Raw genomic sequence first — 25,353 nt, 5'->3', positions numbered from 1 at the left:
GCCAAACGCTCGTATTTCATATTTTGTACTCGGTTCTGGTTCAGAGGCCGTCTGATCTCGGGATGGCGTGCTAAAAGCTTTGTTGCTGTGTTCCAAAAGGACACAAGAGTGTTAATTCTTGAAGGGTTGATGTCGGTAAAAAATGCACGTTCATTCTGTATGTTGATGATAAAATTGAATTGATACTAAATGTGGTAGGAACAAAACTGAAACCACTCGGAGTCAGCGATTCGTATATATTCTGTTCGATATATGTTTAGTAATTAATTCCACTGGCTGAAAGCAAATTGGTTCTAGTTTTAACTATTAACTCTTTCGCTCTTTTGAATAGAGCCATTGTCGATTGTGCAAATATGGAGGCTGGGTGGCGCTGGGGGGGGCAAATTAGTGTCCTTGGCGGCGGTTTTGTCCAAATGTCGTATAGAACGAAACCTGAATCAGCTCAGGTAGCCGATTCGGACGGCCTTTGTTCTAGCTGCGTTCTTTTGCGTTGATTTGAGGATCAGCTTCGTAAAATGAAAGGGGGACAGGCAACTGGTCGGTATGCTAGATAGCGGCGACCTTTCAGCAATGGCCGCGTTCCGGGGCACATGCCGAACCGAGCACACGTTAGTAATTCTATCATGCCACGTTCTCCATATATGCAGTTGCCGCCTGCAGTACGATCAAGAACCGTTACGGCGGTACTTGGACCAACCAACACCGGCAAGACCCACCTCGCGATCGAGCGGATGCTGGCTCACAAAAGTGGCTTGATCGGGCTGCCGCTGCGCCTTCTTGCGCGTGAAGTCTATAGCCGTGTTGTGGAGCGTGTTGGTTCTGACGTCGTTGCGCTGATTACCGGCGAGGAAAAAATTATCCCGAAAGCGCCGCGCTTTTGGGTCTCCACTGTTGAAGCCATGCCTCTGGATCTTGAGACGGACTTCGTTGCAATCGATGAAGTGCAGCTCGCTGGTGACCTTGATCGTGGCCATATCTTTACAGATCGCATTCTCAATCTACGTGGGCACTCAGAGACGCTTCTTTTGGGCGCTGGCACCGTACGATCGCTTTTGGAAAAGCTTCTGCCGGGCCTGAATGTGATCACCCGTCCACGAATGTCTGTGCTGACCTATGCTGGCTCCAAGAAAGCCTCGCGCTTGCCGCCGCGTTCGGCGATTGTCGCCTTTTCGGCAGAGGAAGTTTACGGCATTGCGGAATTGCTACGGCGGCAACGCGGCGGGGCTGCTGTCGTGCTTGGTTCTCTGAGCCCTCGAACGCGCAACGCACAGGTAGAACTTTTTCAGAATGGTGACGTTGAGCATCTGGTCGCTACAGATGCTATCGGCATGGGGTTGAACCTCGATGTCGATCATGTTGCCTTCGCTGGAAACAGGAAATACGACGGCTATCAATATAGACAATTGACTGCTGCAGAGATGGGGCAGATCGCCGGACGGGCAGGTCGTCACACTCGTGATGGCACGTTTGGAGTCACCGGCCGGGTTGATCCTTTGGATGATGATTTGGTCGATCAGATCGAAAATCATCATTTCAACAGTCTAAAAGTGCTGCAATGGCGCAACAGTCAGCTGGATTTTTCATCTTCTGATATTTTGCGCAGATCTCTTGATATTGCGCCTCGCGAAGACGGTTTGGCGCGTTCACCGTTTGGTGGAGACATCAACGCGCTTGAGCATTTGCTGCGTGATTCCGCCATTTCAGACATGGCAAATGGCACAAAAGCTGTCGAATTGCTCTGGGATGTGTGTCAGGTGCCGGACTATCGTAAGATCGCTCCAGCCAATCATGCAGAGCTTTTGAATACGATTTATACCCACCTAATGCAGGATGGGGCCATTGCTGATGATTGGTTTACGCGTCAATTGGCCTTCGCAGACCGCGCGGATGGTGATATCGACACTCTGGCAAACCGGATTGCTCATATCCGGACTTGGACTTTTGTCGCGAACCGGCCGGATTGGCTGAAAGATCCTGCTCATTGGCAGGGGGTGACCCGCGGCATTGAAGATAAATTATCTGATGCGCTTCACGAACGCCTTACGCAGAGGTTCGTGGACAGGCGTACAAGTGTATTGATGCGACGTTTGAGAGAGAACGCCATGTTGGAAGCGGAAATTACATCGAGCGGAGATGTGCTCGTCGAAGGTCAGCACATCGGGAATCTGCTTGGCTTCCGATTTGCTCCTGATGCAGCAGCGGATGGCTCGGATGGGAAAACCCTCAGGGCTGCAGCCCAAAAGGCGCTGGCTGCTGAAATCGAGAGTCGGGCAGACAAGCTGTCCCGCTCCGAGAATGCTGACTTTATCCTAACGTCTGACGGATCAATCCGCTGGCGGGGGGAAGCTGTTGCCAAATTGGCGGCGACGGATGATGTTTTGGCACCTGCTGTCATGCTTCTTGCTGATGAGCAGCTGACCGGTCCTGCCCGCGACAAGGTACAAGAGCGGCTGGATCTTTTGCTGAAGGCTCAGATTGAAACGCTGTTGAAGCCTCTTGCCGATTTGAAGGCTGCAGAGGGCCTCGAAGGCCTTGCACGTGGTGTGGCATTCCGTATCGTTGAGGGCCTTGGCATCGTTGAGCGGCAGGATGTGTCTGAAGACATTCGCCAGCTTGATCAGGATATGCGCGCATCCTTGCGCAAGCATGGCGTTCGTTTTGGGGCTTATAACATTTACGTCCCTGCCCTTTTGAAGCCTGCTCCAAGTCAACTTCTTGCCCAGCTTTGGGCTCTCAAGCATGGCTCATTCGATATGAATGGCCTGTCTGATTTGCCGCAGCTGTCGGCATCCGGACGGACATCCATTCCGGTTGATGAGACCATCGACAAGGCGCTCTACAAGGTTGTTGGATTCCGTGTTTGTGGACCGCGTGCTGTTCGTGTCGATATTCTTGAGCGTCTTGCAGATCTTATTCGTCCGCTTGTGGCCTGGAAGCCGTTAAACGCTGAAGTGGCTCCGCCTGAAGGTGCGATTGCGCAGGGTGGCGGATTTACTGTGACCGTTGCCATGACTTCTCTGCTTGGTTGTGCGGGGGAAGATTTTACTGCGATTCTGAAGTCTTTGGCTTATCGCCTTGAGACGAAAGAGATTGAACGTCCGGTTGCTGCTTCTGAAGCTGCTCCAGCTGCGGACACAGATTCTGCCAATAGCGACGACCCAGCTGTTGAAAGTCCGGTGGTGGCTGAGGCTGTTGCCGAAACTTCAGACGCTGCGGCTGGCGCTTTGGAAGAAGCTGTAGCGGAGGGTGTTGCTGAGAAATCGGTGGTGCCAGAAGCTGCTGCAGCGGATGTCTCTCCAGCCGAAGCGATAGCGCCTGTTGCTAATGTTTCTCCGGAAGCAACGCCTTCTGATGATGTGCCGACTGAAATTACCGAGACTGAAAAACTAACTATAGAAATTTGGCGTCCTGGCCGTGCAGATCGGCGTCCGCGCCAACGTGGAGGTGAAAATCGTCGCGGTGGTGAAAATCGCAAAGGCGAGTCGCCACGTGGCGGCCAAGCACGCGGGGCTCCTGCCGGAGGCGAACAAGGGCGTGGTGATCAACGCGGCGAACGGCGGCATGGCGGACCCAAAGGGTCCGGCAAAGCTGGCAAAGGCCGTGTCTCCAAGCCTTCGTATGGCGGTGACCAGAACCGGAATGAGCGCGGTCCTAAGAAGGACAAGCCGATTGATCCAAATTCACCCTTTGCTGCACTTCTTGCCCTTAAGGAGGGCATGGGTAAAAAGGATAAGTCCTGACCTCGGCAAATGCTGTTCCGCAGGGCACGGGCCCTGCACTGCGCATTGATAAGTGGCTCTGGTACGCCAGGGTCACTAAATCTCGTTCGTTGGCGAATAAATTAACGTCGGGTGGGCGTGTTCGCATCAACGGAGACAAGATTTCTGCTGCCAGCAAAACCGTTCGGGTTGATGATATTCTGACTATCAGTCTGGAGCGTCGCGTTCTTATATTGAAGATTCGTGCTCTGGGCTCCCGGCGCGGACCCTACGCAGAAGCCTGTTTATTGTATGAGGATTTGTCTCCGCCGCCGCCTCCAAAAGAGGATGTTGTTCTCGCGCCTGCAGCGCGTGAACCAGGGTCAGGAAGGCCGACAAAACGTGATCGCCGCCGGATACACGCCTTCGTAGAGCCTGATTGAAACGAAAGTTCAGCTTGGCTAGGAATTGAGGCAAGCATTTCCCCGCAGAGACGTAATGCGTCATTGCTGTCGCTTGCGCCACTGGCTTAAACGCGATACCCAACGCGGTAGAGAGGTGTTGTCACATTCTGGCTTGAAGGCTGAGGTGAGACAGTGAAACCGTCGCCATAGAGGATTACGATGACCTACGTCGTCACGGATAATTGTATTAAGTGTAAATACACTGATTGTGTCGAAGTTTGCCCGGTAGATTGTTTCTACGAAGGGGACAACATGCTCGTCATCAATCCTGATGAGTGTATTGATTGTGGTGTTTGCGAGCCGGAATGCCCGGCAGAGGCTATTCTCCCGGATACAGATCCGGGCCTTGAGAAATGGATCGTGCTGAACGCCGAGTATTCAGAGAAATGGCCAAACATCACTGAGAAAAAAGATGCCTTGCCCGAGGCTGCCGAGTTTGATGGCAAGACAAACAAGCTTGAAGAGTATTTTTCTCCTGAGGGCCCTTCCGGTGCGTGATCACCGTTAACAATCAGGTGCTTGCTTCGATCGGATAACATGACGAGTTCGGGATGCTGTTTGACCGGCTAAAACGGCGGGAAAACGACGCATGCCTGTGACTTTATTTGAAGATTCGTCTGCAGACTTTAAATTTGTGCAGAGTTGTGTTATATTTGCCGTATAGCCGTTTAACCACTTGCCGGTTTCCTGGAAACAGGAGGCTGCTGACGGTCACAGTCCGAGCTGGATTGTGAGTAAGATCACACGCTTCGTATGACTGACCAACTTTGTAGAGTGGAATTCAACGGCTGACCACCCGGATGTAACTGATATCAACAGGCGTTCCAACAACGGACCGCAACCGAGATATCTGTGCATCGTGACAAGAACATTGAGCTGCTAATTGCAGCACAAGTACGGTCTTGCAGACCGGCAACTGCGCAGGAGTAAAAACGAGAATGGCAACGGGTACAAAGAAGGCCGCGCAGCGTCAGGGTTTCAAAACCGGCGAATACATCGTTTATCCGTCCCATGGCGTGGGGCAGATCACGGACATCGAAGAGCAAAGTGTTGCAGGTCATACTCTGGAACTGCTGGTCATCCTGTTCGAAAAAGACAAAATGACGCTCCGGGTACCGGTCGCGAAAATCGTTTCTGTAGGCATGCGTAAACTTGGGGACCCGGCTGCTGTTAAAAAGGCACTGGAAACTGTACGTGGACGCCCTCGTGTTAAGAGGACCATGTGGAGCCGGCGTGCACAGGAATATGAAGCGAAAATCAATTCAGGCGATCTGAATTCGATCTCTGAGGTTGTTCGCGATCTTTTCCGGTCCGAAAGCCAACCTGAGCAGTCCTATTCCGAACGTCAGCTTTATGAAGCTGCCCTTGACCGTATGGCGCGTGAGATCGCTGCAGTTGAGAAGTGCTCGGAAACAGAAGCTGTCAAGCAGATTGAGCAGAACCTTGCGAAGGCTCCTAGCCGGATCAAGGCAGCTGCTGAAGCAGCCGCGGCAGCTGCAGGAACCGCGACTGGTGACGATGATCAGGAAGAAGCTGCCTGATAGGCCGCTGTTTGAAAATTTAAGGGCTATTTGCCTTTGTGAGAAGACCCGGCTTTTGCCGGGTTTTTTTATGCGCGAGGCGATGTGAAACAACGCCTTTTTGCCAGTCGAGTTCGCATTGCTTGACGCTATTCGATCTATCTCTGGTTGAAAGGCATGATCTGAATTGAACTTGGCGGCGTACACTGACCGAAACAACACTGGAGCGGAAAGTACATGTCCACGTCCCAGATTGAAAAACGTCAGATGGTTCGCGTCGCGATGAAAGCGCCCTATCTTACCCGTGAAGAAGAACATGAGCTGGCGGTTCGCTGGCGCAACCAGGGCGACACGAAAGCTCTCGACAAGCTAACAATCGCGCATATGCGGCTGGTGATTTCAGTCGCCTACAAGTTCCGCAACTTCGGGTTACCTATTGGGGACCTAATCCAGGAGGGTCACGTTGGCCTTCTTGAATCTGCAGCGCGATTTGATCCCGAGCGTGAAGTGCGTTTTTCCACCTATGCGACCTGGTGGATCCGTGCGTCGATTCAGGACTATGTGCTTCGTAACTGGTCGATTGTGCGTGGAGGAACATCTTCGACACAGAAGTCCTTGTTCTTCAATTTGCGTCGCTTGAGAGCGAAGCTCTCTGGCAGTCAACCGACCATGACGGATTCTGAGCTGCATCAGAAAATTTCTGATGCAATTGGAGTGAAGACGTCTGATGTCGCACTCATGAATGCGCGCTTATCTGGTGCCGACACGTCTTTGAACGCGCCATTGTCCGATGCTGACGGCTCGAGTGCTGAGCGTCAGGATTTCCTGGTGTCAGATGATCCCCTGCCGGACCAAATCGTTGCGGAAAACATTGACGATGAACGGCGTAGCCTATGGTTGAAGTCAGCACTGAACGTCTTGAATGAAAGAGAATTGCGGATCGTCAAAGAGCGGCGACTTTCTGATGAGGGAGCAACGCTTGAATCCCTTGGCTTAAAACTGGGGATCTCCAAAGAGAGGGTTCGCCAAATAGAGAGCCGAGCGTTGGAAAAGCTGAAAGGCGCGCTGTTGGACAAGCAGCCAGACCAGCTCGCCTATTCGATGTAGTCGGCAGGGGTACGTTTGCTCGTTTATGAGCTATAGACGTGAGACTGAACAGATCTGAGGCTCAGTCCACGACCAGCTTGACTGAAGTTCCCGCGGGAATTGGGTCATTGGCATCGATACCATTGAGGACTTTGAAAAACGCCAAACGTCTTGAGGGCTCAACACCGTTCATGCCAACAGCAAGTTTGCGCGCGGTGTCTCCGGCCTTCGCCTGAACGATCTTGATCCGGAGAGAGCGCAGCCTTGCGCGCTCTGTCGGAGTGAGTTGCCGGAAACTCTCCAACGTCTCGCGATACTCAGCTTCAAAGGCGTTGCTTGGGCTTCGGCTTGCAAATATGAAGCGGTACCCGGTACGTCCGATCCTCAAGACAGCAATGCGGAATGACCAGCCTTGCGTGATTGCAGCGGCGACAACCCCGGGGAGGCCGTTAATGGTGGTTTCCCGAACACTTTCAGGTAGCAAACCATTGATCCAGCCAGAGGTCATGTAGTCCTTTAGAGAGTCGTAGCCGCTGAGATCGGCTCCATCGAACCGCATCGCCGTGCCTTCGCCATTGCTTGCCAGGACTGCTTCCTGCGAGTTTTCGAGGATGTAACCCTTTGGAACCGTGAAACTGATGCCAAGGGCCTTGTGCAAAAAGGATCGGCCCCTAACGAAGCCCTCAAGCGGATCATCGCCGTACAGCATGCCATCGATCTGGCTCAGGTAGCGACTGCGGTCCCGTTCGCCGATCCCCGGTGCTGCGATTTGCCGGGCCGACTGGATCGCCAGGGATACGCGCTCAGGCGTGTTCGGGTGGGACGACAGGAAGTCAGGTGCAGTGCTTTTGTGATTCTGCGCCGTTTGGTAATCGGAAAAATCGGCCATGGCTTTGAGGAAACGGGACGCCGCATAGGGGTCATACCCGGCTTTGGCGAGGGTCTTGACGCCAATGGTGTCTGCCTGCAGCTCCTGAACCTGTGAGAACCGTGCAAAGGACAACTGTGACGATACGATTGCTGCGCGCGCTTGTTCTGAGTCCTGTACCACATCGGTCAGGACCTTGTTGGCAAGCTCCTTGGCCTCGGCGCGTTGCTGGCGTGCAATGGCATGGTTGGAAGTCACATGAGCCATCTCATGGGCCAGAACAGCCGCCAGTTCAGATGTATCATTCGCAAGGGCCAAGAGACCGCGGGTGACATAAAGATAACCGCCCGGAAGGGCGAAGGCGTTGATGGCCGGAGAGTTCAGGATTGTAATCTTATAACTTTGTGAAGGATCCTCAGACGCCTCGACCAGCCGACCTACGACGCTGGCGACAGCCTTCACCGCGCCGTTGTTCTTGTAGACTCCCCCGTAGGTGGCAACGACGCGAGGGTGTTCCCGTTCTCCGATGTCTTGCGCCAGGTTCGGGCGCAATGAGCCGGGCGTGATGATGGATCCACCGGGTGAACCGGTCCCCTGCAGCTGGCAACTGGACAGGAACAGCGCGGCGGACAAGCCAGAGATCATCCTTAAACGGCGCATGTCGACCAGAGCACTGGCAGATTTCCGCAGGGCAGTGGTTATGGTGTCCGGTCCAGAGCAGAGTTTCGACGTCAATTTTTGTCCTTTTGGTCGCCTATAACTGCGAGTTGTCCTGGGTGCGTCAAACGCATCAGGGGACCATCATGTATTTCTATCACACCGCGAAGTCGGACTGTGCGTTCGGCCAGATCATCAAGTGAAACACCACTGCCTTCCAGCATTAGCTGAAACAAAGCTTCGCTGGATGCTGATAGCGTTGCCGTAAAGTCGGTTTTCCAGTGTCTCCCGAAATTGAGATAACGAGTACTGGCAGTTTTTCCAAGAGAAACAATGCGACCTTCAGCAATTGCGTAGGTTCCAACGGCTTCTGCGATCCTGTTTGGAGTCATGGTTGCGTAAATCTGGCGTTGGCCCCAGAGGCCCTGGCGTTTTGTGCGCGGCAGCTCCTCTGCTTCAAGCAAATGTGCCGAGCAGGCAGGATTGCTGTCCCGTGGCGCGGCAATGGCGCCCCCCTCAGCAATCAAATTGTCCTGTAGCAGGCTGGCTGCTTCATTAGATGAAGTTTTTGCGCTGGAGGTCACGATCCAGGCTGAGATGTGCCCCCATCGATCGGGTTCTCCGGCTGGCAAAGCCGTGAGTGTTTGCTCTGTTGAACTTTGCTTAAGTGATGCTGGTGTCAGATTTGAGATTTGGATATCGGCCGGGATATAAAACGCGCCTCCGGGTCCTGGGAAGAGGCCGCGCTCTGTTGGCAGCCCAACGGGAACGGCCTCTTTCAAGAGAACATTTGCAAGACAAGGGTGGTCCGCAAGGTTCGGCGGCAGCTCATAGCTTTTCGCGGGAAGTGATGCACTTGTCGCTAGCAACATCATTAAAGTCAGTCGGATATTAAAGAAACGAAAGCAGGCGGAGCTTGCCGGTTGTTTGGCACTGCAATCAGAGTCTTTTACAATTCCAACATTCAACGCCAATTCGTTCCCCCCCGTTCAGACGGATCATAAGACAGTCCAAGCCAAACGGAAGTTTGTTTGGAACCTAATTGCGGCGGGCGCATGACAGGTTCTTGCACTTGCCATGCCCTGAAAATGAATGAGGGCGACTTTTGGGGGGTCGCAAACGCTCTACCTTCATGGTATTTGCACCAAAGTGGTCCCGTAGCTCAGCAGGATAGAGCATCAGATTCCTAATCTGAGGGTCGCGCGTTCGAATCGCGCCGGGATCACCAATTCCCCTTTTAATTGAGCCCTCCTGTTCTCCGTTTTTTGCAGCACCTTTTTCGCTTATACCAATGGTGGAGTGCTGGATCTGAGTTAGGGTCTGAATGTCTGCGGTGGGCGCAGCTCTCCGTGGGTGAGCAGGCGAGAATGATAAACATCGGTATCTGGGAGCGGAACATGACATTCAGGGCTTTGGTCGTCGAAAAGGACGATGAGGGGAAAACTTCTGCGACTGTCGAGATGTTGGAAGACGATCAGTTGCCGGATGGCGATGTGACAGTTGGGGTCGATTATTCGACTGTGAATTACAAGGACGGTCTGTGTATTGGTCCGGGAGGCGGACTGGTTCGGGCCTATCCGCATGTGCCGGGTATCGATTTTTCCGGAACGGTCGAGAGTTCTTCTGATGATCGCTACAAGCCGGGTGACAAAGTGGTTCTGACCGGCTGGCGCGTTGGCGAGGCCTGGTGGGGAGGATATGCCCAGAAGGCGCGTGTGAAAGCCGATTGGCTGGTGCCGTTGCCTGCGGGACTATCAACTCGTGATGCCATGGCTGTCGGGACTGCGGGTTTTACGGCGATGTTAGCGGTCATGGCACTTGAGGATCACGGTTTGACGTCCGGAACTGGACCAGTGCTGGTGACAGGGGCTGCGGGCGGTGTTGGGTCTGTTGCCACGGCGATCCTGTCCAATCTGGGTTATGAGGTTGCCGGTGTGACCGGGCGTCCGGAAACGGCGGACTATTTGAAATCGCTCGGGGCGACACTGATTGTGGCTCGCGAAGAGATCAATGAAACGATCAAGCGACCTTTGGAAAGGGAAACCTGGGCAGGTTGCGTCGATGCTGTCGGCGGACCAATGCTGGCGCGGGTTCTGGGACAGATGAAATACGGGGCTTCTGTGGCCGCGGTCGGTTTGGCTGGTGGTGCGGGCCTGCCTGCGACCGTGGTGCCGTTCCTGCTTCGCGGTGTTAATCTTCTGGGCATCGACAGCGTCATGCGGCCTTATGAAGATCGTTTGCGGGTCTGGGAGCGGCTTGCCAAGGATTTGCCACTCGACAAGTTGCACGCGATGATCCAGCCCGCGACGCTGAGTGATTTGCCTGAACTTGGTGCGGCAATCCTGAAGGGTGGTGTCAAAGGACGTGTGGTTGTTGACGTCAATGCTTGAGTTTTAAGCGAGGGTGCGGCTGTTAACGGGCCGCATCCAGTTGGTAGCGTAGTGCGTCAAAGAGGATCTCGTAAATTGCCACTACGATTTCGGCCATCTTCGCGTCTTGCCGGTAAAGCTCTGACAATCCCGGGGCTGAGTTTAACTCTAGGATCCTGTAATTCGGATTTTCAGAAGCTGGATTGTCGACCAAAATATCTGCACCGAAATAAGACAAGCCCAACGCTTTACCGCAGGCTATCGCTGCCTGTGCAAGGGGTGCTGGAAGCGACTCAGTGACAATCCGGGCGGTGCCTCCGGATGACAGGTTTGATGTTGGCAAGAGAGGGACTTTTTCTCTAGCTGAGGGAATATCAGAAAGGGTGAAGCCGCGTTCTTCAAGCGTTGCAAGGACCCTCGGGTCTTCACTGGAGTGAAGAATTTCGGATTTCATCAGCTGTTCGATTGAAGACAGGCCGTCGCCGGTGATAGAGGGGGGCATGCGTTCGATGACGCAGAGAATGTCTCCATCCAGGACGAGAACTCTGAGATCTTGTCCGTAGACCGTTTCCTGCAAAAGAATTTTGTCATGGCGACTGAAAAGATCGCTCAAGATGAGCTTGAGCTGGCCTTCGTTGCAGATCTTAAAGACGTCGCGGCCTTCCTGCCCGTTATTTGGCTTGGCAAAGAGTGGGAAGCCAACCTTGTTGGCAAATGAAATGGCTTGGTCAAATCCGGTCAGGGCATCGGTGTAGTTTGGGTGTTTTTTCGAAAGAGCTGATCTGGATGCGGGGGATGATACGAGAAGGCCCCCAGGGACGGAAAAACCGCACCGCTTGAGGAACTCCAACGCATAGGCTTTATCGCGGACAAGTTCGCAGGCGCCCTGTGCGTTCAGATCGAAGCGGGTGCCAACGAAAAATGACCGGTTGCCTGCACGGTTTTGGATGTATCCGGCATGGCCAAGAGCGTTGTCCAGAACAAGCGTCAAGTCATGCTTCTTGCAATAGGCGCTGAGAAGCCGCTGGACTAAAGGGCCTTGTGATCGAGGCACCGTTGGACTGTCCATCCAGGGAAGTCCTAGTTTTGATTCTGTCGGGTATTGGCCAGATAATCAATCTGGAAGAGCTTTGGATCGGTTGGCGCATTTGTTGTCACATTGTAGATGGCGACCGAGGTGTCATAGCCTTGCGCATCTGTGACAGTCCATTGCTTCAACGCGTAGTCCTTGGCGTCAAAAATCAGCGTCAAAATACCGGAGTTGAAGGTCGTCTGATCGGAGAGGGTGACGGTGACCAGGTCGGGTTCAACGATCACATTGGTGACATTGGCATCTTTTTGCAGATCAATATCGGCTGCAAGCAGGAAGCGCAGCGGGGTCTGACTGAGCGGCCATATGTCTTGTGTTGCCAGCTTGCGATCCTTGACTGAGACCGACTTGCCATCGGCGATAATGTCTAGCTTGGCAGGTGGGTTGTAATAGAAGCGCACCTTACCAGGACGGGAGATGTAAAATTTGCCTTCCGTTTGGCCGCCCTCCGGTCCGAACTGGATGAAGTCACCATGCATGGTCTTCACTGAGTTGAAATAGGCATTCACATCGGAAAGGGTCTTCGTTTCGTCAGCGGTCAGGGCTTTTGCACCCAAACCTGACAGGCCGAGAAACAGGGCAGCAATGGCCAGGGACTTGAGGGCGGCGAGGGCGGTTTTTTGCAGCATGTCGTGTCCCGAATATCTCGATAATAAAAAGGCGCTCCAGATATACTAGAGCGCCCTTGTGGCAAAGCTTTGGCAAACTGTGTCTAGATGTCGTCCTCGACGCCGTTTTGCACAAGGATTTCCCGTTTTCCTGCATGGTTGGCCGCGCTGATCAGGCCTTCTTCCTCCATCCGCTCAATCAGGGATGCTGCACGGTTGTAGCCGATCGATAGTCGCCTCTGGACGTAGGAGGTGGAGGCTTTCTTGTCGCGCAGCACGATGGCCACGGCCCGGTCATAGAGATCGTTGCTTTCATCGCCGCCGCCGGAGCCGCCCTCATAGGGGCTGTCGGAGACCTCCTCTTCCTCAGTCACTGAAGTCAGATACTGGGGTGTACCCTGAAGCTTCAGGTGGCTGACGATTTCTTCGACTTCTTCATCGGCAACAAATGGACCATGGACACGTTGGATACGGCCCCCCCCGGCCATGAACAACATATCGCCCATGCCAAGAAGCTGCTCAGCCCCCATTTCGCCCAGGATTGTTCGACTGTCGATTTTGGACGTGACCTGGAACGAAATCCGGGTCGGGAAGTTGGCCTTGATCGTGCCGGTGATAACGTCGACCGACGGGCGCTGTGTCGCCATGATCAGATGGATGCCGGCAGCACGGGCCATCTGCGCCAGACGCTGGATTGCGCCTTCGATGTCTTTGCCTGCCACCATCATCAGGTCGGCCATTTCGTCGACGACGACGACGATATAAGGCATGGTTTCGAGCGGCAGATCTTCTTCTTCGTAGATCGGCTGACCCGTGTCCCGCTCAAAGCCGGTCTGTACGGTGCGGGTGAAACTCTCGCCTTTTTCCAGCGCCTGTTTGATCCGGGTGTTGTATCCGTCAATGTTACGGACACCGACCTTCGACATCTTCTTGTAGCGATCTTCCATCTCGCGGACGGTCCACTTCAAGGCGACAACTGCCTTTTTCGGATCCGTGACGACGGGCGTCAGAAGGTGCGGGATGCCATCGTAGATCGACAGTTCAAGCATTTTCGGATCAATCATGATCATCTTGCACTCATCGGGCGTGAGCCTGTAGAGGAGCGACAAGATCATGGTGTTAATGGAGACGGATTTACCTGAACCTGTCGTTCCGGCCACTAGCAAATGCGGCATGCGGGCCAGATCGGCAACGACACTTTCTCCGTTGATCGTCTTGCCGAGCGCCAGCGCCAGTTTCGACTTGGATTTTTCAAAGTCTTGAGCTGCCAGAAGTTCACGCAGATAAACGGTCTCGCGGGTAGAGTTCGGCAGCTCGATGCCGATTGCGTTCTTGCCCGGGATAACGGCAACACGGGCTGAAATTGCACTCATGGAGCGTGCGATGTCGTCAGCAAGGCCAATGACGCGCGACGATTTGATGCCTGGGGCGGGCTCCAGCTCATAAAGCGTGACGACGGGGCCAGGGCGCACTTCGATGATCTCGCCGCGGACGCCGAAGTCTTCCAGAACACCTTCCAGAATGCGCGCATTTTGCTCCAGGGCATCAGCTGAGATACCGGGCATTCTACCGCGTGTTTTGGGCTCGGAAAGCAACGCCAATGGTGGCAGTTCATATTCCTCCGGTGCTCCAAGTAGAGAAGGCTGGGACTCTGTTACTACCCGCTTGCCCTGTTTGGGGCGTGGTGCAGGTGGAATGATGCGGCCCTGTGGTATGGATTGCTCAGGAGGGGCGGCAATGCCTATGGGCTTGGGCAGTGGGGCTTTTGAGCTCAGCAGGTCGTCCGGCTCGAAGCCTTCGCCGTCTTCGTTCAGGTATTCCGGCTCATCCAGATCTTCTTCGACCTCATCAATCTGGCTGTTGCGTTCGTGAATGTCTCCGAGACCGTCGTCATCGTTGGGCATAAGACGGTCGGCTAGGGCGCGGCGGAATGAGCGCAATGCGCCGCGTTGTTTCTCAGCGACAGGTTCGTGAATCTCGGCTTCTTCTTCCTCGTCCCATTCTTCTTCGGCAGAACGATCCTGGCCGGGGTTGCTGAGGCGGCGAAGCAGGGCAGCGCCGCTCATGGACCAATGGCTGACCATGCCGATGGCGGAACTTGTAAACAGTCCGATGCGCGACTCTGTGTCGTCTTCATCGTCATCAAAGCCGAGTTCGTCTTCAACCGGTTTGCCGTGTCCGTGTGGTATTGAGTGCGTGCTGCCAGCGTCTGCATCTGATGACCTGCCAAGCCATCCAGCTGATGATATCAACAGCAAGGCTGCAGGCAAGCCAAGGCCCAGAACGCCTATGATGGTTGCAGCGCCTGCCGTGAAATTGTCGGTCAGCATTGCCGGGACGGTGTGGATGGCGTCTCCAAGGAAACCGCCAAGGCCAGTCGGCAGAGGCCAGCTGTCGGGCACTGGCAGAGCGGCCAGGGCACCTGATGCCAGAACAGAACCTGCAATCCAGGCGAACAGGCGCTTGCGGCCAATGCGCATGGTGTGACCAGCCAAAAGACGCCAGCCCCACAGGACAACGGGGATCAGGAATACAGCGGCTGCCAGTCCAATAGATTGCATCAGAACATCGGCGAGGATCGCACCAGGGCGGCCGAGTGCGTTGCGAGCAGGTTCCGACGTGGCGTGGTTCAGGCTTGGGTCGGTCACTGACCATGTTGCGAGGCTTGCGGCCAAGGCTGCTGCCATAGCTATGACGCTCAGGCCACCAAGTCCGACCAGATTGCGCTTCAAAAACCGTTTGACCGGGCTTTGAGTGTCCAAAAGATCTATGGATGCGCGGCGACCCTGGCCGCGGACGGCTGATGCTCGTCTCATGACTTGTCTCCCAGCCAGTTTGCTACGCGTTCAAGCGCAGTTTCAGTTGTCTCAAGTGGCGCACAAAGGCCAACGCGGATGTAGTTTCGTCCGGGGTTGCTGCCATCTGACTGGTCAGACGCCAGATAGGCACCGGGCAGAACCTTTACGCCGGTGTCTGCCCAAAGTTTGCTTGTAACGGAAACGGAATTCCCCCAACGGGAGGTGTTCAACCAGAGGAAAAACCCGGCATCGGGTGTGACCTTGCCCATAAGAGGGGATAGGTAGCGTTCTGCAGCTTCAAATTTTTGATTATAGAGCCGCCGGTTCTCGATGACATGTGCTTCATCACCATAGGCCGCAACGGCGACCGCCTGATTTGGCAGGGGAACCTGAGGCGCAGCAAGGCCGCGAAACTTCACCCATTTACTGAGGAACTCAGGATCGCCAGCGGCGAAACCACAGCGCAAACCGGCTAGATTTGAGCGTTTTGACAGGGAGTTCAGCACGATGATCTTGTCGAAGACCTTGGCTGTGTCGCCGCCCATGGCTTTCGCAGCTTCGAGGATCCCCGGAGGTGGCGTGTTGCGGTAGATTTCCGAGTAGCATTCATCGGCAAAAATGTAGAACCGGTGCTTGCGGGCCAGGGTGATCAGTTTCTGCCAATAAGAAATATCAGCCACTGCGCCTTCCGGGTTGGTTGGCGAGGCGACGTAAAAAGCGACGGTCCGATCCAGCACTTCAGGGTCCAGCGCATCCAGATCAGGCAAGAACTGTCGTTCGTTGACAGCATCGAGAAGCAGGGCCTCAGAATCGGCGACATGGGCCGCTGCCGCATAGGTCTGATAAAACGGGTTGGGCAGAATGACGATCGGATGATCTAGTCCCTTGGCCAGTTGGTCCCGGGCGGCGATCGCGCCAAAGGACAGTCCTTCTCGGGATCCATTCAGAGGCAGGACACCATTGTTCCGGTCGATCAAGTCATCCAGCATATAGCGCTTTTCCAGCCAATCGGCGATTGCATTGCGGAAAGCAGGCGTTCCGTTGATTGGCGGATAGCGCCGAAAATCTCCCATGTTCTCGTTGAGAATCTTGGCCGTGAAATCCGGAATTGCGTGTTGCGGCTCGCCAATGGTCATGGCGATGGAATCCATGCCAGGCATTACGCCTTCGAGGAGAGCTGCCAGTCGCTGGAACGGATTTGAATTCGGCAAGGCAGCGCCTCGACGATACTGAGATTTACTAAGGGTCATGAATGTCCCGGCATTCGATACGCATGTTGATGACTAAATTACCGCGCTGTTGGTAAAGCTCTGATTAACCAGCTGCAGATGGCCCAATATATCCGCGCCGTGGATTCGATCTTGCGCCAAATTCTGTCCGGGGTAAGTTCCGGTGATTGGATTGTGTCAAAAGGCTTTGAAATCATGCAGAAATCTGCTGGTCCGCTTTCCGTCGTCTGCTTTGGGGATTCCCTGACATGGGGATTTAGGCCAGGTCCGAGGACCCGTTACGGGCATGATTTACGCTGGACAAGACTTTTACAACAGGATTTAGGCGACGGGTTTTATGTTCTTGAAGAGGGCGTGAATGGCCGAACTACCGTGTTTGAAGACCCTGTTCGCGGAGACAAGAACGGGCTTGCTCATCTTGCGACTGTGCGCAAAACGCATATGCCGATCGACATTTTGGTCATCATGCTTGGCACCAACGATCTGCAGTCCCGGTTCAACATGACTGCAGGTGTCATCGGGTCTGCCATGTCGCGTTTGCTGGAGTATGCAACACGCCCGACAGAGGATCCGGAAGGTAAAGCGCCCAAGGTGCTGCTTATGTCTCCGCCGCCACTTGGTGATTTTGAAGGGTCAGTACTAGCTCCAATGTTCTGCGAGAAGAGCCGTGCGGAATCGGAAAGCCTCAAGGCCGTTTATGCAGAGATAGCCCAACAATACGGCGTGGCTTTCTTTGATGCAGGCTCAGTGGTCAGCGTCAGCCTTGTGGATTCCGTGCATCTTGATGCGGAGATGCAAGCCCCCTTGGCGAAAGCCGTTGCAGCAGAAGTGCGAAAGCTGGCTACAGTTTAAAAATCCGACGTCAAGCCTTTGACTTCCCAGTCATCATATCGTGTTGGCTCAAGGCCGCCGCGGCCGTCGATTTCGGTCGCCAGCTCGCTTTGTTTTGCGTCGATTTCCTTGCGACGTTCTTCGGCTTCCATCAAGGCGCGCTGGGCTGCGAGCGGCAAATCCTCGAATGCACGCTTCGGTACTTCTTCTACCTTAGCGGCAAGCGAGGGGGCATCGGCTGCGATCTTGAAGTCCAGGATCTTCGCTTCATGTGGCTGGTCGGTCATGGCGTAAACGTCCTGATTTGCTGCGGTTCCTTCGCCCATTTCATTGCGTAAACGGTCCTATGTGCTTGCGCAGCGGGGGCAAGATCACCATTTCTAACCCAATAGGAAGCTATATAGGGCCTCAGGCCACAATACAAAACCCGGTTTACCAGCAAGGTGGACGAGACCAGATGAATTATTTCCGCACTGCGATGCTTCTTGCAGGCATGACGGCCCTGTTCATGGGCATCGGCTTTATGATTGGCGGCCAGAGCGGCATGGTGATCGCATTGGTGATCGCTGCTGCGATGAATGTGTTCAGCTATTGGAATTCCGACAAGATGGTGCTGAAGATGCACAACGCGCAGGAGGCTGATGAAAGCACTGCGCCGGAGCTCTTCCGCATGATCCGTCAGTTGTCGGCTAATGCCGGACTGCCGATGCCGAAGGTCTATTTGATCAACAACCCTCAACCGAATGCATTTGCGACGGGCCGTAATCCTGAAAACGCTGCGGTTGCGGCGACTACGGGCCTGCTGGACATGTTGACCATGGAAGAGGTCGCGGGCGTGATGGCCCATGAACTGGCGCATGTGAAGAACCACGATACGTTGATCATGACGATCACGGCGACCTTGGCCGGTGCGATCTCGATGTTGGGCAACTTCGCATTCTTTTTTGGCGGCAACCGGAACAACAATAGCCCTTTCGGGTTTGTCGGCATTCTGGTCGCTATGATCGTGGCCCCGATGGCGGCAATGCTTGTGCAAATGGCTATTTCCCGAACCCGCGAATATGCCGCTGATCGGATGGGCGCGGAGATTTGCGGCCAGCCGCTGTGGCTTGCTTCTGCGCTGGGTAAAATTGCGGGCGGGGTGGAGCATATTCACAACCCGGATGCGGAGCATAATCCTGCGACTGCGCATATGTTTATCATCAATCCGCTGTCTGGCGAGAAAATGGACAATCTGTTTTCCACCCACCCGGCTACAGTCAATCGGATTGCCGAGCTGCAAAAATTGGCCAACTCAGGCATGGGTGCCGGCGGTATGGGGAATGATGGATATGCCGCGCGCCGAGATGAACACCCGGAAAGTGTTCCGGCAGGACCGTGGGGTGGCGTACAACAGCGCGAGCAAAAACACCCAAGAGGGCCATGGGGTTAATGCTGGATGAGCCAGTTTTTTGCCGATTAAACATGGCGAAAAGAAAGGGCTTTCGCACAAAGGCCAAGCCTTTTACAATAAGAATAGATGCGCCGGGATCGGGAAACCGATTCTGGCGCAAATTTTTTAACCAGCAAGTCGAGAGTTCCTTTGGCGCACCCTAAAAATCCTAATAAGAGGGAAAAGCCCTCAGAGTCCTCTGGAAAATCTGAGACCCCCGGTTTTGCCGCCCGCAAGATTGCTGCGGATATCCTGGGCAATGTGGTCCACAAACGCCGACCGTTGGACGCTGAGCTGGATCTAGTATCCGGTCATTCGGGGTTCCGGGAACTGCTGTATAATGACCGGGCTCTGGTGCGGGCCATCCTTGGCGTTTGTTTGCGCCATCGCGGTGAGATCTCTGAAATCATTGAACGTTTGTTGGATCGCAGCATTCCGGAAAAGACGGGACGTGTGCTTGATATCCTGCATGTCGGCATCGGGCAGATGCTCTACATGGAAATCCCGGATCGTGCGGCTGTATCGCTGGCGGTTGAGTGCGCTTCTTCAGATCGACGCGCCCGCCCCTACAAGGGCTTGGTCAATGGCGTGTTGCGTCGTTTGGGGCGTGAAACTGAACAGGCCACGAGCGATCTGGACAGCGCCGTGTTGAACACTCCGGAGTGGATGCTGGAAAGCTGGAGCGGTAGTTTTGGCTTGGATACTGCCAAAGAGGTGGCGATTGCCCATCAAAGCGAAGCCGCTCTCGATCTGACCATCAAGGATGGCACATCTGAGGCTTGGGCTGAAAAGCTCGGCGGTGTGGTCGTTGGGGCTGGATCAGTGCGTCTTGCCAAAAAGGGGGCTGTCGACAAGCTGGATGGCTTTGAAGAGGGAGCCTGGTGGGTTCAGGATGCGGCAGCTTCCCTGCCAGCCAAGCTGTTGGGCGATGTGAAAGGCAAACGGGTTGCCGATCTTTGCGCTGCGCCGGGCGGGAAAACCGCTCAGCTTGCGGCGGCAGGGGCCGATGTGACTGCGGTTGATATCTCCAAGGGCCGCCTTAAGCGTCTGAGTGAAAATCTGGCGCGTCTACAGTTGTCCGCTGATGTGGTGACGAATGATCTGCGCGCATGGGAACCGGAAGAACCGTTTGATGCGATTCTCCTGGATGCCCCCTGCAGCGCGACCGGTACGATCCGTCGTCATCCGGATGTGCCTTGGCTGAAGCAAGCTTATGACGTTGAAACGCTGTCCGTGATCCAGGCCCAACTGTTGCGCCGGGTAATGGGCTGGCTGAAGCCCGGTGGCGTGTTGGTCTATTGCACTTGTTCACTCGAAAAGGCTGAAGGCGAAGATCAGATCGCTGGCCTTCTGGCTGAATCCCAGGAACTTGAGTTGGTGCCTGTTGTGGCTGACGAGATTGGCGGGCTGTCTGCGTCGATCACATCTGAAGGCTATCTCAGAACGCTCCCATGCCACCCGGTGACAAAAGATGGTTCGCAAAAGGGGCTGGATGGCTTTTTTGCTGCGCGCCTGAGGCGAATTTAACGTGGCATAAACAGTTCATGGGCAAAGAATGGCAATGAATTGCTAACCTTAACGATTTGTTGCTGTCTTTATTCAAAGAGGATGCCTTGATCTCCGTGTTGTCATCTAACCATGACGTATTTGTGCTGTGAGCATGAGTGCGGCTTCCGAAAAAGGGCGCATATGGCGCCTTGCGGGAGCTTACGTCTGGCAACAAGCCTTAAGATGGATGCATGGGGGGCCTCTTTATCGGCTGAGTCCCCAAACGGGTAGTCCTGCGCGTTTGTTGATCGCGCCTCAGGATCTCAGAACGGCAGATCAGACCAATGCAGCGGATATTTACGGCGGGAATTTCCTGTTTTCCGGCCATCTGGTGGAAACACGAGGTGCATCGCCTTTTGAGCTGGAAGGCGAAGACCTTGACTGGCAGCGTGATCTGCATGGTTTTGGCTGGTTGAGGGATCTCAGGGCTGCGGACAATCGGATTTCGCGTCAAAACTCTCGCGCGCTCGTGGATGATTGGCTGAAACACTGCGGCCGATGGCACCCGGTAGGCTGGGAAGCCTCTGTGACCACCCGGCGTGTGATGTCATGGCTGGCTCACTCTCCCTTCATTCTCGAAGACGGTGATCACGAATTCTACAATCGGTTCCTGCGCTCAATTTCGCGGCAGGTGCGTTATTTGCGCCGAACGATTAACGAAACTCATGATGGTGTTGAACGGCTGCAAGCATCAATCGCGATTGCCGCTGCTTGTATCTCCATGTCTGGACAGGGCCGTTTTGCACGCCAGAGCATTCGCCGTCTTGATCAGGAACTGAAGCGTCAGATCCTGACAGATGGCGGCCATGTTTCCCGAAATCCATGGGCGATGATCGAAATTCTTGCAGATCTATTGCCTGTGCGACAGGCCTTTGTAGTGCAAGGATTGGAATTGCCCGAGGCAATGCTGCAGTCGGTTGACAGAATGATGCCGATGATGCGGTTCTTCCGCCACGGTGATGGCGCGCTGGCTCATTTTAATGGCATGGGATCTACCCCCAATGATCTGGTTGCCACGATCATGGCCTATGATGATGCGCGCGGTGCTCCGCCGCTGAATGTGCCTCATACAGGTTATCAACGCCTGGGTGGGGGAGCGTCCGTGGTGATCATGGACACTGGAAAGCCGCCACCGCTTTCAGTTGGTGTTGATGCTCATGCAGGGTGTCTGTCATTCGAGTTTTCCTCCGGGCTGCATCGTATTGTGGTCAATTGCGGTGTGTCTGGCCGTTCAAATGAGATGTGGCGCAGGGTCAGCAGATCCACCGCAGCGCATTCGACGGCGGTTGTTGAGGACACGTCGTCCTGCCGTTTCTTGAACGAAAAGCCGTTCGGGCGTTGGCTGGGCACTCCTATTGTTTCAGGTCCCAATACTGTGCTGGTCCAACGCGATGATGATGATGCCATGGGCGTTCGTGTGGCTGCATCCCATGATGGCTACAAGGCGCAGTTCGGTCTCATCCATACCAGGGACATGCGGTTGTCAGCTGATGGTACAGTCCTTGATGGCATCGACAGTCTGTCGGAAGACGCACGCGGAACCGAACGTGGAGAAGAATATGCTATCCGGTTCCATTTACACCCGTCGATCAAGGCGTCGATGTTACACAGTGGAACGGCTGTGCTGCTTATGTGCCGCGACGGAGAAGCCTGGGAATTCGACGCGCCAGGCTCTGAGCTGGTGCTCGAAGAATCCATTTATCTTTCAGATGTCTACGGTCATCGCAAAACCATGCAGATCGCGCTCTATGGGCGCATTCGCGAAAGCCAGTCAGCTGCATGGCAATTTCGCCGGACTGCGACGGCAAAGCTTGGCCGACGAGCAAGCAGTGAATTTGATGATCTGATGCAGACGGGTAACCTTCCGTTCGATGAGCCTGATTTTGAAGACGACATTGACCTGGATGGCTCGGATACGGAGCTTGATGCGGTGGTTAAGTCAGAAGACTGACCGCCTCAATTGACCATCGGCAGTTCTTTGACTGTGACGGCTTTGGATTTTGATACTTTCGTGTTACGGCGACGCCAATTCCCGGTTTCGATCCCCATCGCGAGGCAAAATTCATGGCCATTGTGTCCAAAAGCGTTCCTGTTCCGCCGCTCGTTCCTGTCAAACGTGCCCTTCTGTCTGTTTTTGACAAGACCGGTCTTGTTGACTTCGCCAGCGCTCTGTCTGCACGCGGTGTCGAACTTGTCTCGACTGGTGGATCCTATAAGGCGCTGAAAGAGGCAGGGCTTGAGGTCTTGGATATTTCGGAAGTCACGAATTTTCCGGAAATCATGGATGGTCGGGTCAAAACGTTGCATCCGGCGGTGCACGGCGGTCTTTTGTCTATCCGTGACGATGCGGAGCATCAGGCGGCAATGTCAGCTCATGGCATCACCGGTATCGATCTTTTCTGCGGCAATCTCTATCCATTCGAGGATGTGGTGGCCAAGGGTGCAGACTATGCCACCGGCGTTGAGAACATCGACATTGGCGGTCCGGCAATGACCCGCGCAGCGGCCAAGAACCATGCCTATGTCACGGTTGTGACGGATCCGGCTGATTATGCCTCCGTGATTTTCGAACTGGACAAGAACGATGGCCAGTCACCCATCGCGCTGCGCAAGACACTGGCTCAAAAGGCTTTTGCCCGCACAGCTGCATATGATGCCGCCGTGTCCAACTGGATGGCTGATCAGTTGGGAGACACCACTCCGGCGCATCGTGCGGTTGGCGGCTCTTTGGCAGAAGTCATGCGCTACGGTGAGAACCCGCATCAAAGCGCCGGGTTCTACAAGACGGGTGAGATGCGCCCTGGTGTTGCGACGGCTCGTCAAATCCAGGGCAAAACACTGTCCTACAACAACATCAATGACACAGACGCAGCCTTCGAGCTGGTCAGTGAGTTTGATCCGGCCCGTACGAGTGCGGTTGCCATCATCAAGCATGCCAACCCGTGCGGCGTTGCTGAGGGGGCAAGCCTGAAAGAGGCTTATGAGTTGGCCCTGCGGTGTGATCCGGTTTCTGCTTTTGGCGGCATCGTTGCGCTCAATGGCACGCTGGATGCGTCTGCTGCGGAAGAAATCGTCAAGGTTTTCACCGAGGTGATCATTGCGCCGGATGCTGATGAAGCAGCCATGGAAATCATTGCCGCCAAGAAGAACCTGCGTTTGCTGCTGACCGGAGGTCTTGCAGATCCGCGGGCGAAGGGGCTCTTCGTCAAGACGGTTTCCGGTGGCCTGCTGGTTCAGAACCGGGATAATGGCGTTGTCGATGATCTGGACCTGAAGGTTGTCACCAAACGTGCACCGAGCGAACAGGAACTCAATGATCTGAAGTTTGCCTTTCGCGTTGCCAAACACGTGAAGTCAAACGCCATTGTTTATGTGAAAGACGGCGCAACTGTCGGGGTCGGAGCTGGCCAGATGAGTCGGGTGGACTCAGCCCGTATTGCTGCGCGCAAGGCAGTTGATGCAACTGAGGCTGCTGGGCTTTCCGTTCCGTTGACCAAGGGCTGCGTTGTGGCTTCTGATGCGTTCTTCCCGTTCGCTGATGGGTTGCTGTCTGCTGCAGAAGCTGGCGCCACGGCTGTGATCCAGCCAGGTGGTTCCATGCGTGATGATGAGGTGATTGCTGCTGCTGATGAAGCGGGCCTTGCCATGGTCATGACCGGTATGCGCCACTTCCGACACTAGGTATTTATTCTGTCTGTCTGACAGATCTGGATTGGCTGATTGCGCAAACCGAAGAGCCAGCGCGCGTGTATTAAACGTGCAAAATAGAAAAGACCCGGCAAAGGCCGGGTCTTTTCTTTTCTATTAAACTTTGCTGAATTCCGCGATCAGGCCGCTTCCACGCTGTTTTCCTTAACGCCTGCAATATACTCGGCAACCCGGGTTTTCAGGGTGTTTGCTTCATGGTCCAAGGACTGTGCCGCTGCCGCAACCGTGGCGGAGGTCCCATTTGTCTGGGCCGCGGCTTCGGAAACTTCACCAATGTTTTGAGACACGTTGTCAGTGCCTTGTGCGGCTTCCTGAACGTTGCGGGCGATCTCTGCGGTCGCAGCGCCCTGCTCTTCTACCGCTGCCGAGATGCTGGAAGTGATCTCGTTGATTCGGGCGACGGTCTGTGTGATTTCGTTGATCGCGTCGACCGCTGCACCGGTTTCAGACTGAATGCTGGAAATCTGCGTGGAGATTTCCTCGGTTGCCTTAGACGTCTGTGTCGCCAGTTCTTTGACCTCAGAGGCAACAACGGCGAAGCCTTTGCCAGCCTCACCTGCTCGAGCGGCCTCAATGGTCGCGTTCAGGGCCAGCAGGTTGGTTTGTTCTGCGATGGCCTGGATGAGGTTGACGACGTCGCCGATGCGACTTGCTGCCTCAGACAGTCCACGAACACGGTCGTTGGTCTGGTTGGCCTGCTTTGCGGCTTGTGAGGCCACTTCAGCAGAAGTGACAACCTGACGGTTTATTTCGTTCACCGATGCTGACAGTTCCTCGGCTGCTGCCGAGACGGTTTGTACATTCTGAGATGCATTCGCAGCAGCTGTTTCTACGGACTGGCTGCGTTCCGAGGTATGTTCAGCACCCTTGCTCAGCTGTGTGGATGCTGATTTCAGGTTAGATACAGACAGTGTGATTGTTTCGAGAAGGCCGCCGATCTGAGTGTCAAAGGTGGAAGAAAGTGACTGGATGGCTGTTGCACGTCCGCTGTCTTTCTGTCTACGTTCGGCCTCTCCTGCCTCCAGCTCTTTCCGGGCGCGTTCGTTTTCGATGAAAGCTTCCATTGCCTTGGCCATATCACCAATTTCATCCGCCCGATCTGTTTCCATAACTTCGATGTCAGTAATGCCGCCGTGGAGCTGACGCATGTTGGTTGTCAGTGTCTTGAGTGGACGTGAGATATTACGGATCGAAGCATATGCAATGAGGAAGGCAATTGCACCGCCTATTGCGATAAGGCCGATCAACTGAATTGCCTTGTTCCAGAATATTTCTCTAACGTCGGTGACATAGACGCCTGTTCCGGTAATCTCCCCATTTTTAGTGGGGCTCAGTGGTAGAATTCACGCGGCCATTTTGAGTTTCATGGCGGGGGTGATGCCGCCAATGCCCATGTTGGGTCGCTCGTTGTTGTAAGTCCAGAGCCATTCAGTTGCTTGTTCCTGCG

At 54.6% G+C, this 25,353-nt stretch carries 19 protein-coding genes and 1 tRNA gene; 12 read left to right on the top strand and 8 right to left on the bottom strand.

Translation table 11 applies throughout. The features are described 5' to 3' along the window. Positions 1–623: 623 nt before the first annotated feature. The 5 genes from V6575_RS12265 to V6575_RS12245 all read left to right on the top strand — a co-directional run bounded on the left by V6575_RS12265 (position 624) and on the right by V6575_RS12245 (position 6,789). Positions 624–3,740, top strand: coding sequence for a helicase-related protein (locus tag V6575_RS12265; protein WP_340274638.1), 3,117 nt, complete (start codon positions 624–626; stop codon positions 3,738–3,740). Positions 3,741–3,778: 38 nt separating this feature from the next. Next, on the top strand, positions 3,779–4,141 hold the full coding sequence (locus V6575_RS12260) for an RNA-binding S4 domain-containing protein (protein WP_340274909.1): 363 nt from the start codon (positions 3,779–3,781) through the stop codon (positions 4,139–4,141). A 180-nt stretch (positions 4,142–4,321) separates the two neighbouring features. Beyond that, a complete protein-coding gene (gene fdxA, locus V6575_RS12255) occupies positions 4,322–4,660 on the top strand; it encodes a ferredoxin FdxA (RefSeq protein ID WP_340274637.1) in 339 nt (112 codons plus the stop codon). 440 nt (positions 4,661–5,100) lie between these two features. Continuing rightward, positions 5,101–5,703 carry a CarD family transcriptional regulator gene (locus V6575_RS12250; RefSeq protein WP_340274636.1) on the top strand — a complete coding sequence of 201 codons (603 nt, stop codon included), beginning with the start codon at positions 5,101–5,103 and terminating at the stop codon, positions 5,701–5,703. Between the two features lie 216 nt (positions 5,704–5,919). Further along, positions 5,920–6,789: an RNA polymerase factor sigma-32 gene (locus V6575_RS12245; protein WP_340274635.1), complete on the top strand. Its 870-nt coding sequence runs from the start codon at positions 5,920–5,922 to the stop codon at positions 6,787–6,789. A gap of 61 nt (positions 6,790–6,850) precedes the next feature. On the opposite strand, the gene V6575_RS12240 is transcribed toward V6575_RS12245, so the two are convergent. Both V6575_RS12240 and V6575_RS12235 read right to left on the bottom strand, forming a co-directional pair. Further along, positions 6,851–8,371 carry a M48 family metalloprotease gene (locus tag V6575_RS12240; protein WP_340274634.1) on the bottom strand — a complete coding sequence of 507 codons (1,521 nt, stop codon included), beginning with the start codon at positions 8,369–8,371 and terminating at the stop codon, positions 6,851–6,853. Beyond that, a complete protein-coding gene (locus tag V6575_RS12235; RefSeq protein WP_340274632.1) occupies positions 8,368–9,168 on the bottom strand; it encodes a hypothetical protein in 801 nt (266 codons plus the stop codon). The genes V6575_RS12240 and V6575_RS12235 overlap by 4 nt, the downstream gene beginning before the upstream one ends. A gap of 276 nt (positions 9,169–9,444) precedes the next feature. Here V6575_RS12235 and V6575_RS12230 point away from each other — a divergent pair. Both V6575_RS12230 and acuI read left to right on the top strand, forming a co-directional pair. Continuing rightward, positions 9,445–9,521, top strand: a tRNA-Arg gene (locus V6575_RS12230). Positions 9,522–9,690: 169 nt separating this feature from the next. Then, the gene (gene acuI / locus V6575_RS12225; protein ID WP_340274631.1) at positions 9,691–10,683 is read left to right on the top strand and encodes an acryloyl-CoA reductase; all 993 of its coding nucleotides are present in this window, start codon (positions 9,691–9,693) and stop codon (positions 10,681–10,683) included. Positions 10,684–10,705: 22 nt separating this feature from the next. Here acuI and V6575_RS12220 read toward each other — a convergent pair whose 3' ends face one another. The 4 genes from V6575_RS12220 to V6575_RS12205 form a co-directional block, all read right to left on the bottom strand. Then, positions 10,706–11,731, bottom strand: a complete 1,026-nt coding sequence (locus V6575_RS12220; RefSeq protein ID WP_340274630.1) for an ATP-dependent carboxylate-amine ligase — start codon at positions 11,729–11,731, stop codon at positions 10,706–10,708. Between the two features lie 11 nt (positions 11,732–11,742). Then, a complete protein-coding gene (locus V6575_RS12215; RefSeq protein ID WP_340274628.1) occupies positions 11,743–12,381 on the bottom strand; it encodes an outer membrane lipoprotein carrier protein LolA in 639 nt (212 codons plus the stop codon). 83 nt (positions 12,382–12,464) lie between these two features. Further along, positions 12,465–15,176, bottom strand: a complete 2,712-nt coding sequence (locus V6575_RS12210; protein WP_340274626.1) for a DNA translocase FtsK — start codon at positions 15,174–15,176, stop codon at positions 12,465–12,467. Then, positions 15,173–16,408, bottom strand: coding sequence for an aminotransferase class I/II-fold pyridoxal phosphate-dependent enzyme (locus tag V6575_RS12205; RefSeq protein WP_340274625.1), 1,236 nt, complete (start codon positions 16,406–16,408; stop codon positions 15,173–15,175). Before V6575_RS12205 ends, V6575_RS12210 begins: the two co-directional genes overlap by 4 nt. Before the next feature lie 78 nt (positions 16,409–16,486). On the opposite strand from V6575_RS12205, the gene V6575_RS12200 reads away from it, so the two are divergent. Next, a complete protein-coding gene (locus tag V6575_RS12200) occupies positions 16,487–17,239 on the top strand; it encodes a GDSL-type esterase/lipase family protein (RefSeq protein ID WP_340274624.1) in 753 nt (250 codons plus the stop codon). Here V6575_RS12200 and V6575_RS12195 read toward each other — a convergent pair. Continuing rightward, positions 17,236–17,505 (bottom strand): DUF1674 domain-containing protein, encoded by a 270-nt coding sequence (locus V6575_RS12195; RefSeq protein ID WP_340274623.1) that lies wholly within the window; start codon positions 17,503–17,505, stop codon positions 17,236–17,238. The genes V6575_RS12200 and V6575_RS12195 overlap by 4 nt on opposite strands. Positions 17,506–17,675: 170 nt before the next feature. On the opposite strand from V6575_RS12195, the gene htpX reads away from it, so the two are divergent. The 4 genes from htpX to purH all read left to right on the top strand — a co-directional run bounded on the left by htpX (position 17,676) and on the right by purH (position 23,879). After that, positions 17,676–18,650, top strand: coding sequence for a zinc metalloprotease HtpX (gene htpX, locus V6575_RS12190; RefSeq protein ID WP_340274622.1), 975 nt, complete (start codon positions 17,676–17,678; stop codon positions 18,648–18,650). A 150-nt stretch (positions 18,651–18,800) separates the two neighbouring features. Next, on the top strand, positions 18,801–20,177 hold the full coding sequence (locus V6575_RS12185) for an RsmB/NOP family class I SAM-dependent RNA methyltransferase (RefSeq protein WP_340274621.1): 1,377 nt from the start codon (positions 18,801–18,803) through the stop codon (positions 20,175–20,177). Between the two features lie 133 nt (positions 20,178–20,310). Continuing rightward, positions 20,311–22,149 carry a heparinase II/III family protein gene (locus V6575_RS12180; RefSeq protein WP_340274620.1) on the top strand — a complete coding sequence of 613 codons (1,839 nt, stop codon included), beginning with the start codon at positions 20,311–20,313 and terminating at the stop codon, positions 22,147–22,149. A 113-nt stretch (positions 22,150–22,262) separates the two neighbouring features. Continuing rightward, on the top strand, positions 22,263–23,879 hold the full coding sequence (purH, locus tag V6575_RS12175; RefSeq protein ID WP_340274619.1) for a bifunctional phosphoribosylaminoimidazolecarboxamide formyltransferase/IMP cyclohydrolase: 1,617 nt from the start codon (positions 22,263–22,265) through the stop codon (positions 23,877–23,879). Between the two features lie 146 nt (positions 23,880–24,025). Here purH and V6575_RS12170 read toward each other — a convergent pair whose 3' ends face one another. Continuing rightward, a complete protein-coding gene (locus tag V6575_RS12170) occupies positions 24,026–25,153 on the bottom strand; it encodes a methyl-accepting chemotaxis protein (protein ID WP_340274618.1) in 1,128 nt (375 codons plus the stop codon). Positions 25,154–25,353 lie beyond the last annotated feature (200 nt).

The sequence above is a fragment of the Roseibium algae genome (assembly GCF_037783265.1).
Classification (GTDB): domain Bacteria; phylum Pseudomonadota; class Alphaproteobacteria; order Rhizobiales; family Stappiaceae; genus Roseibium; species Roseibium algae.
This window is presented reverse-complemented; position numbering and strand designations above follow the sequence as displayed.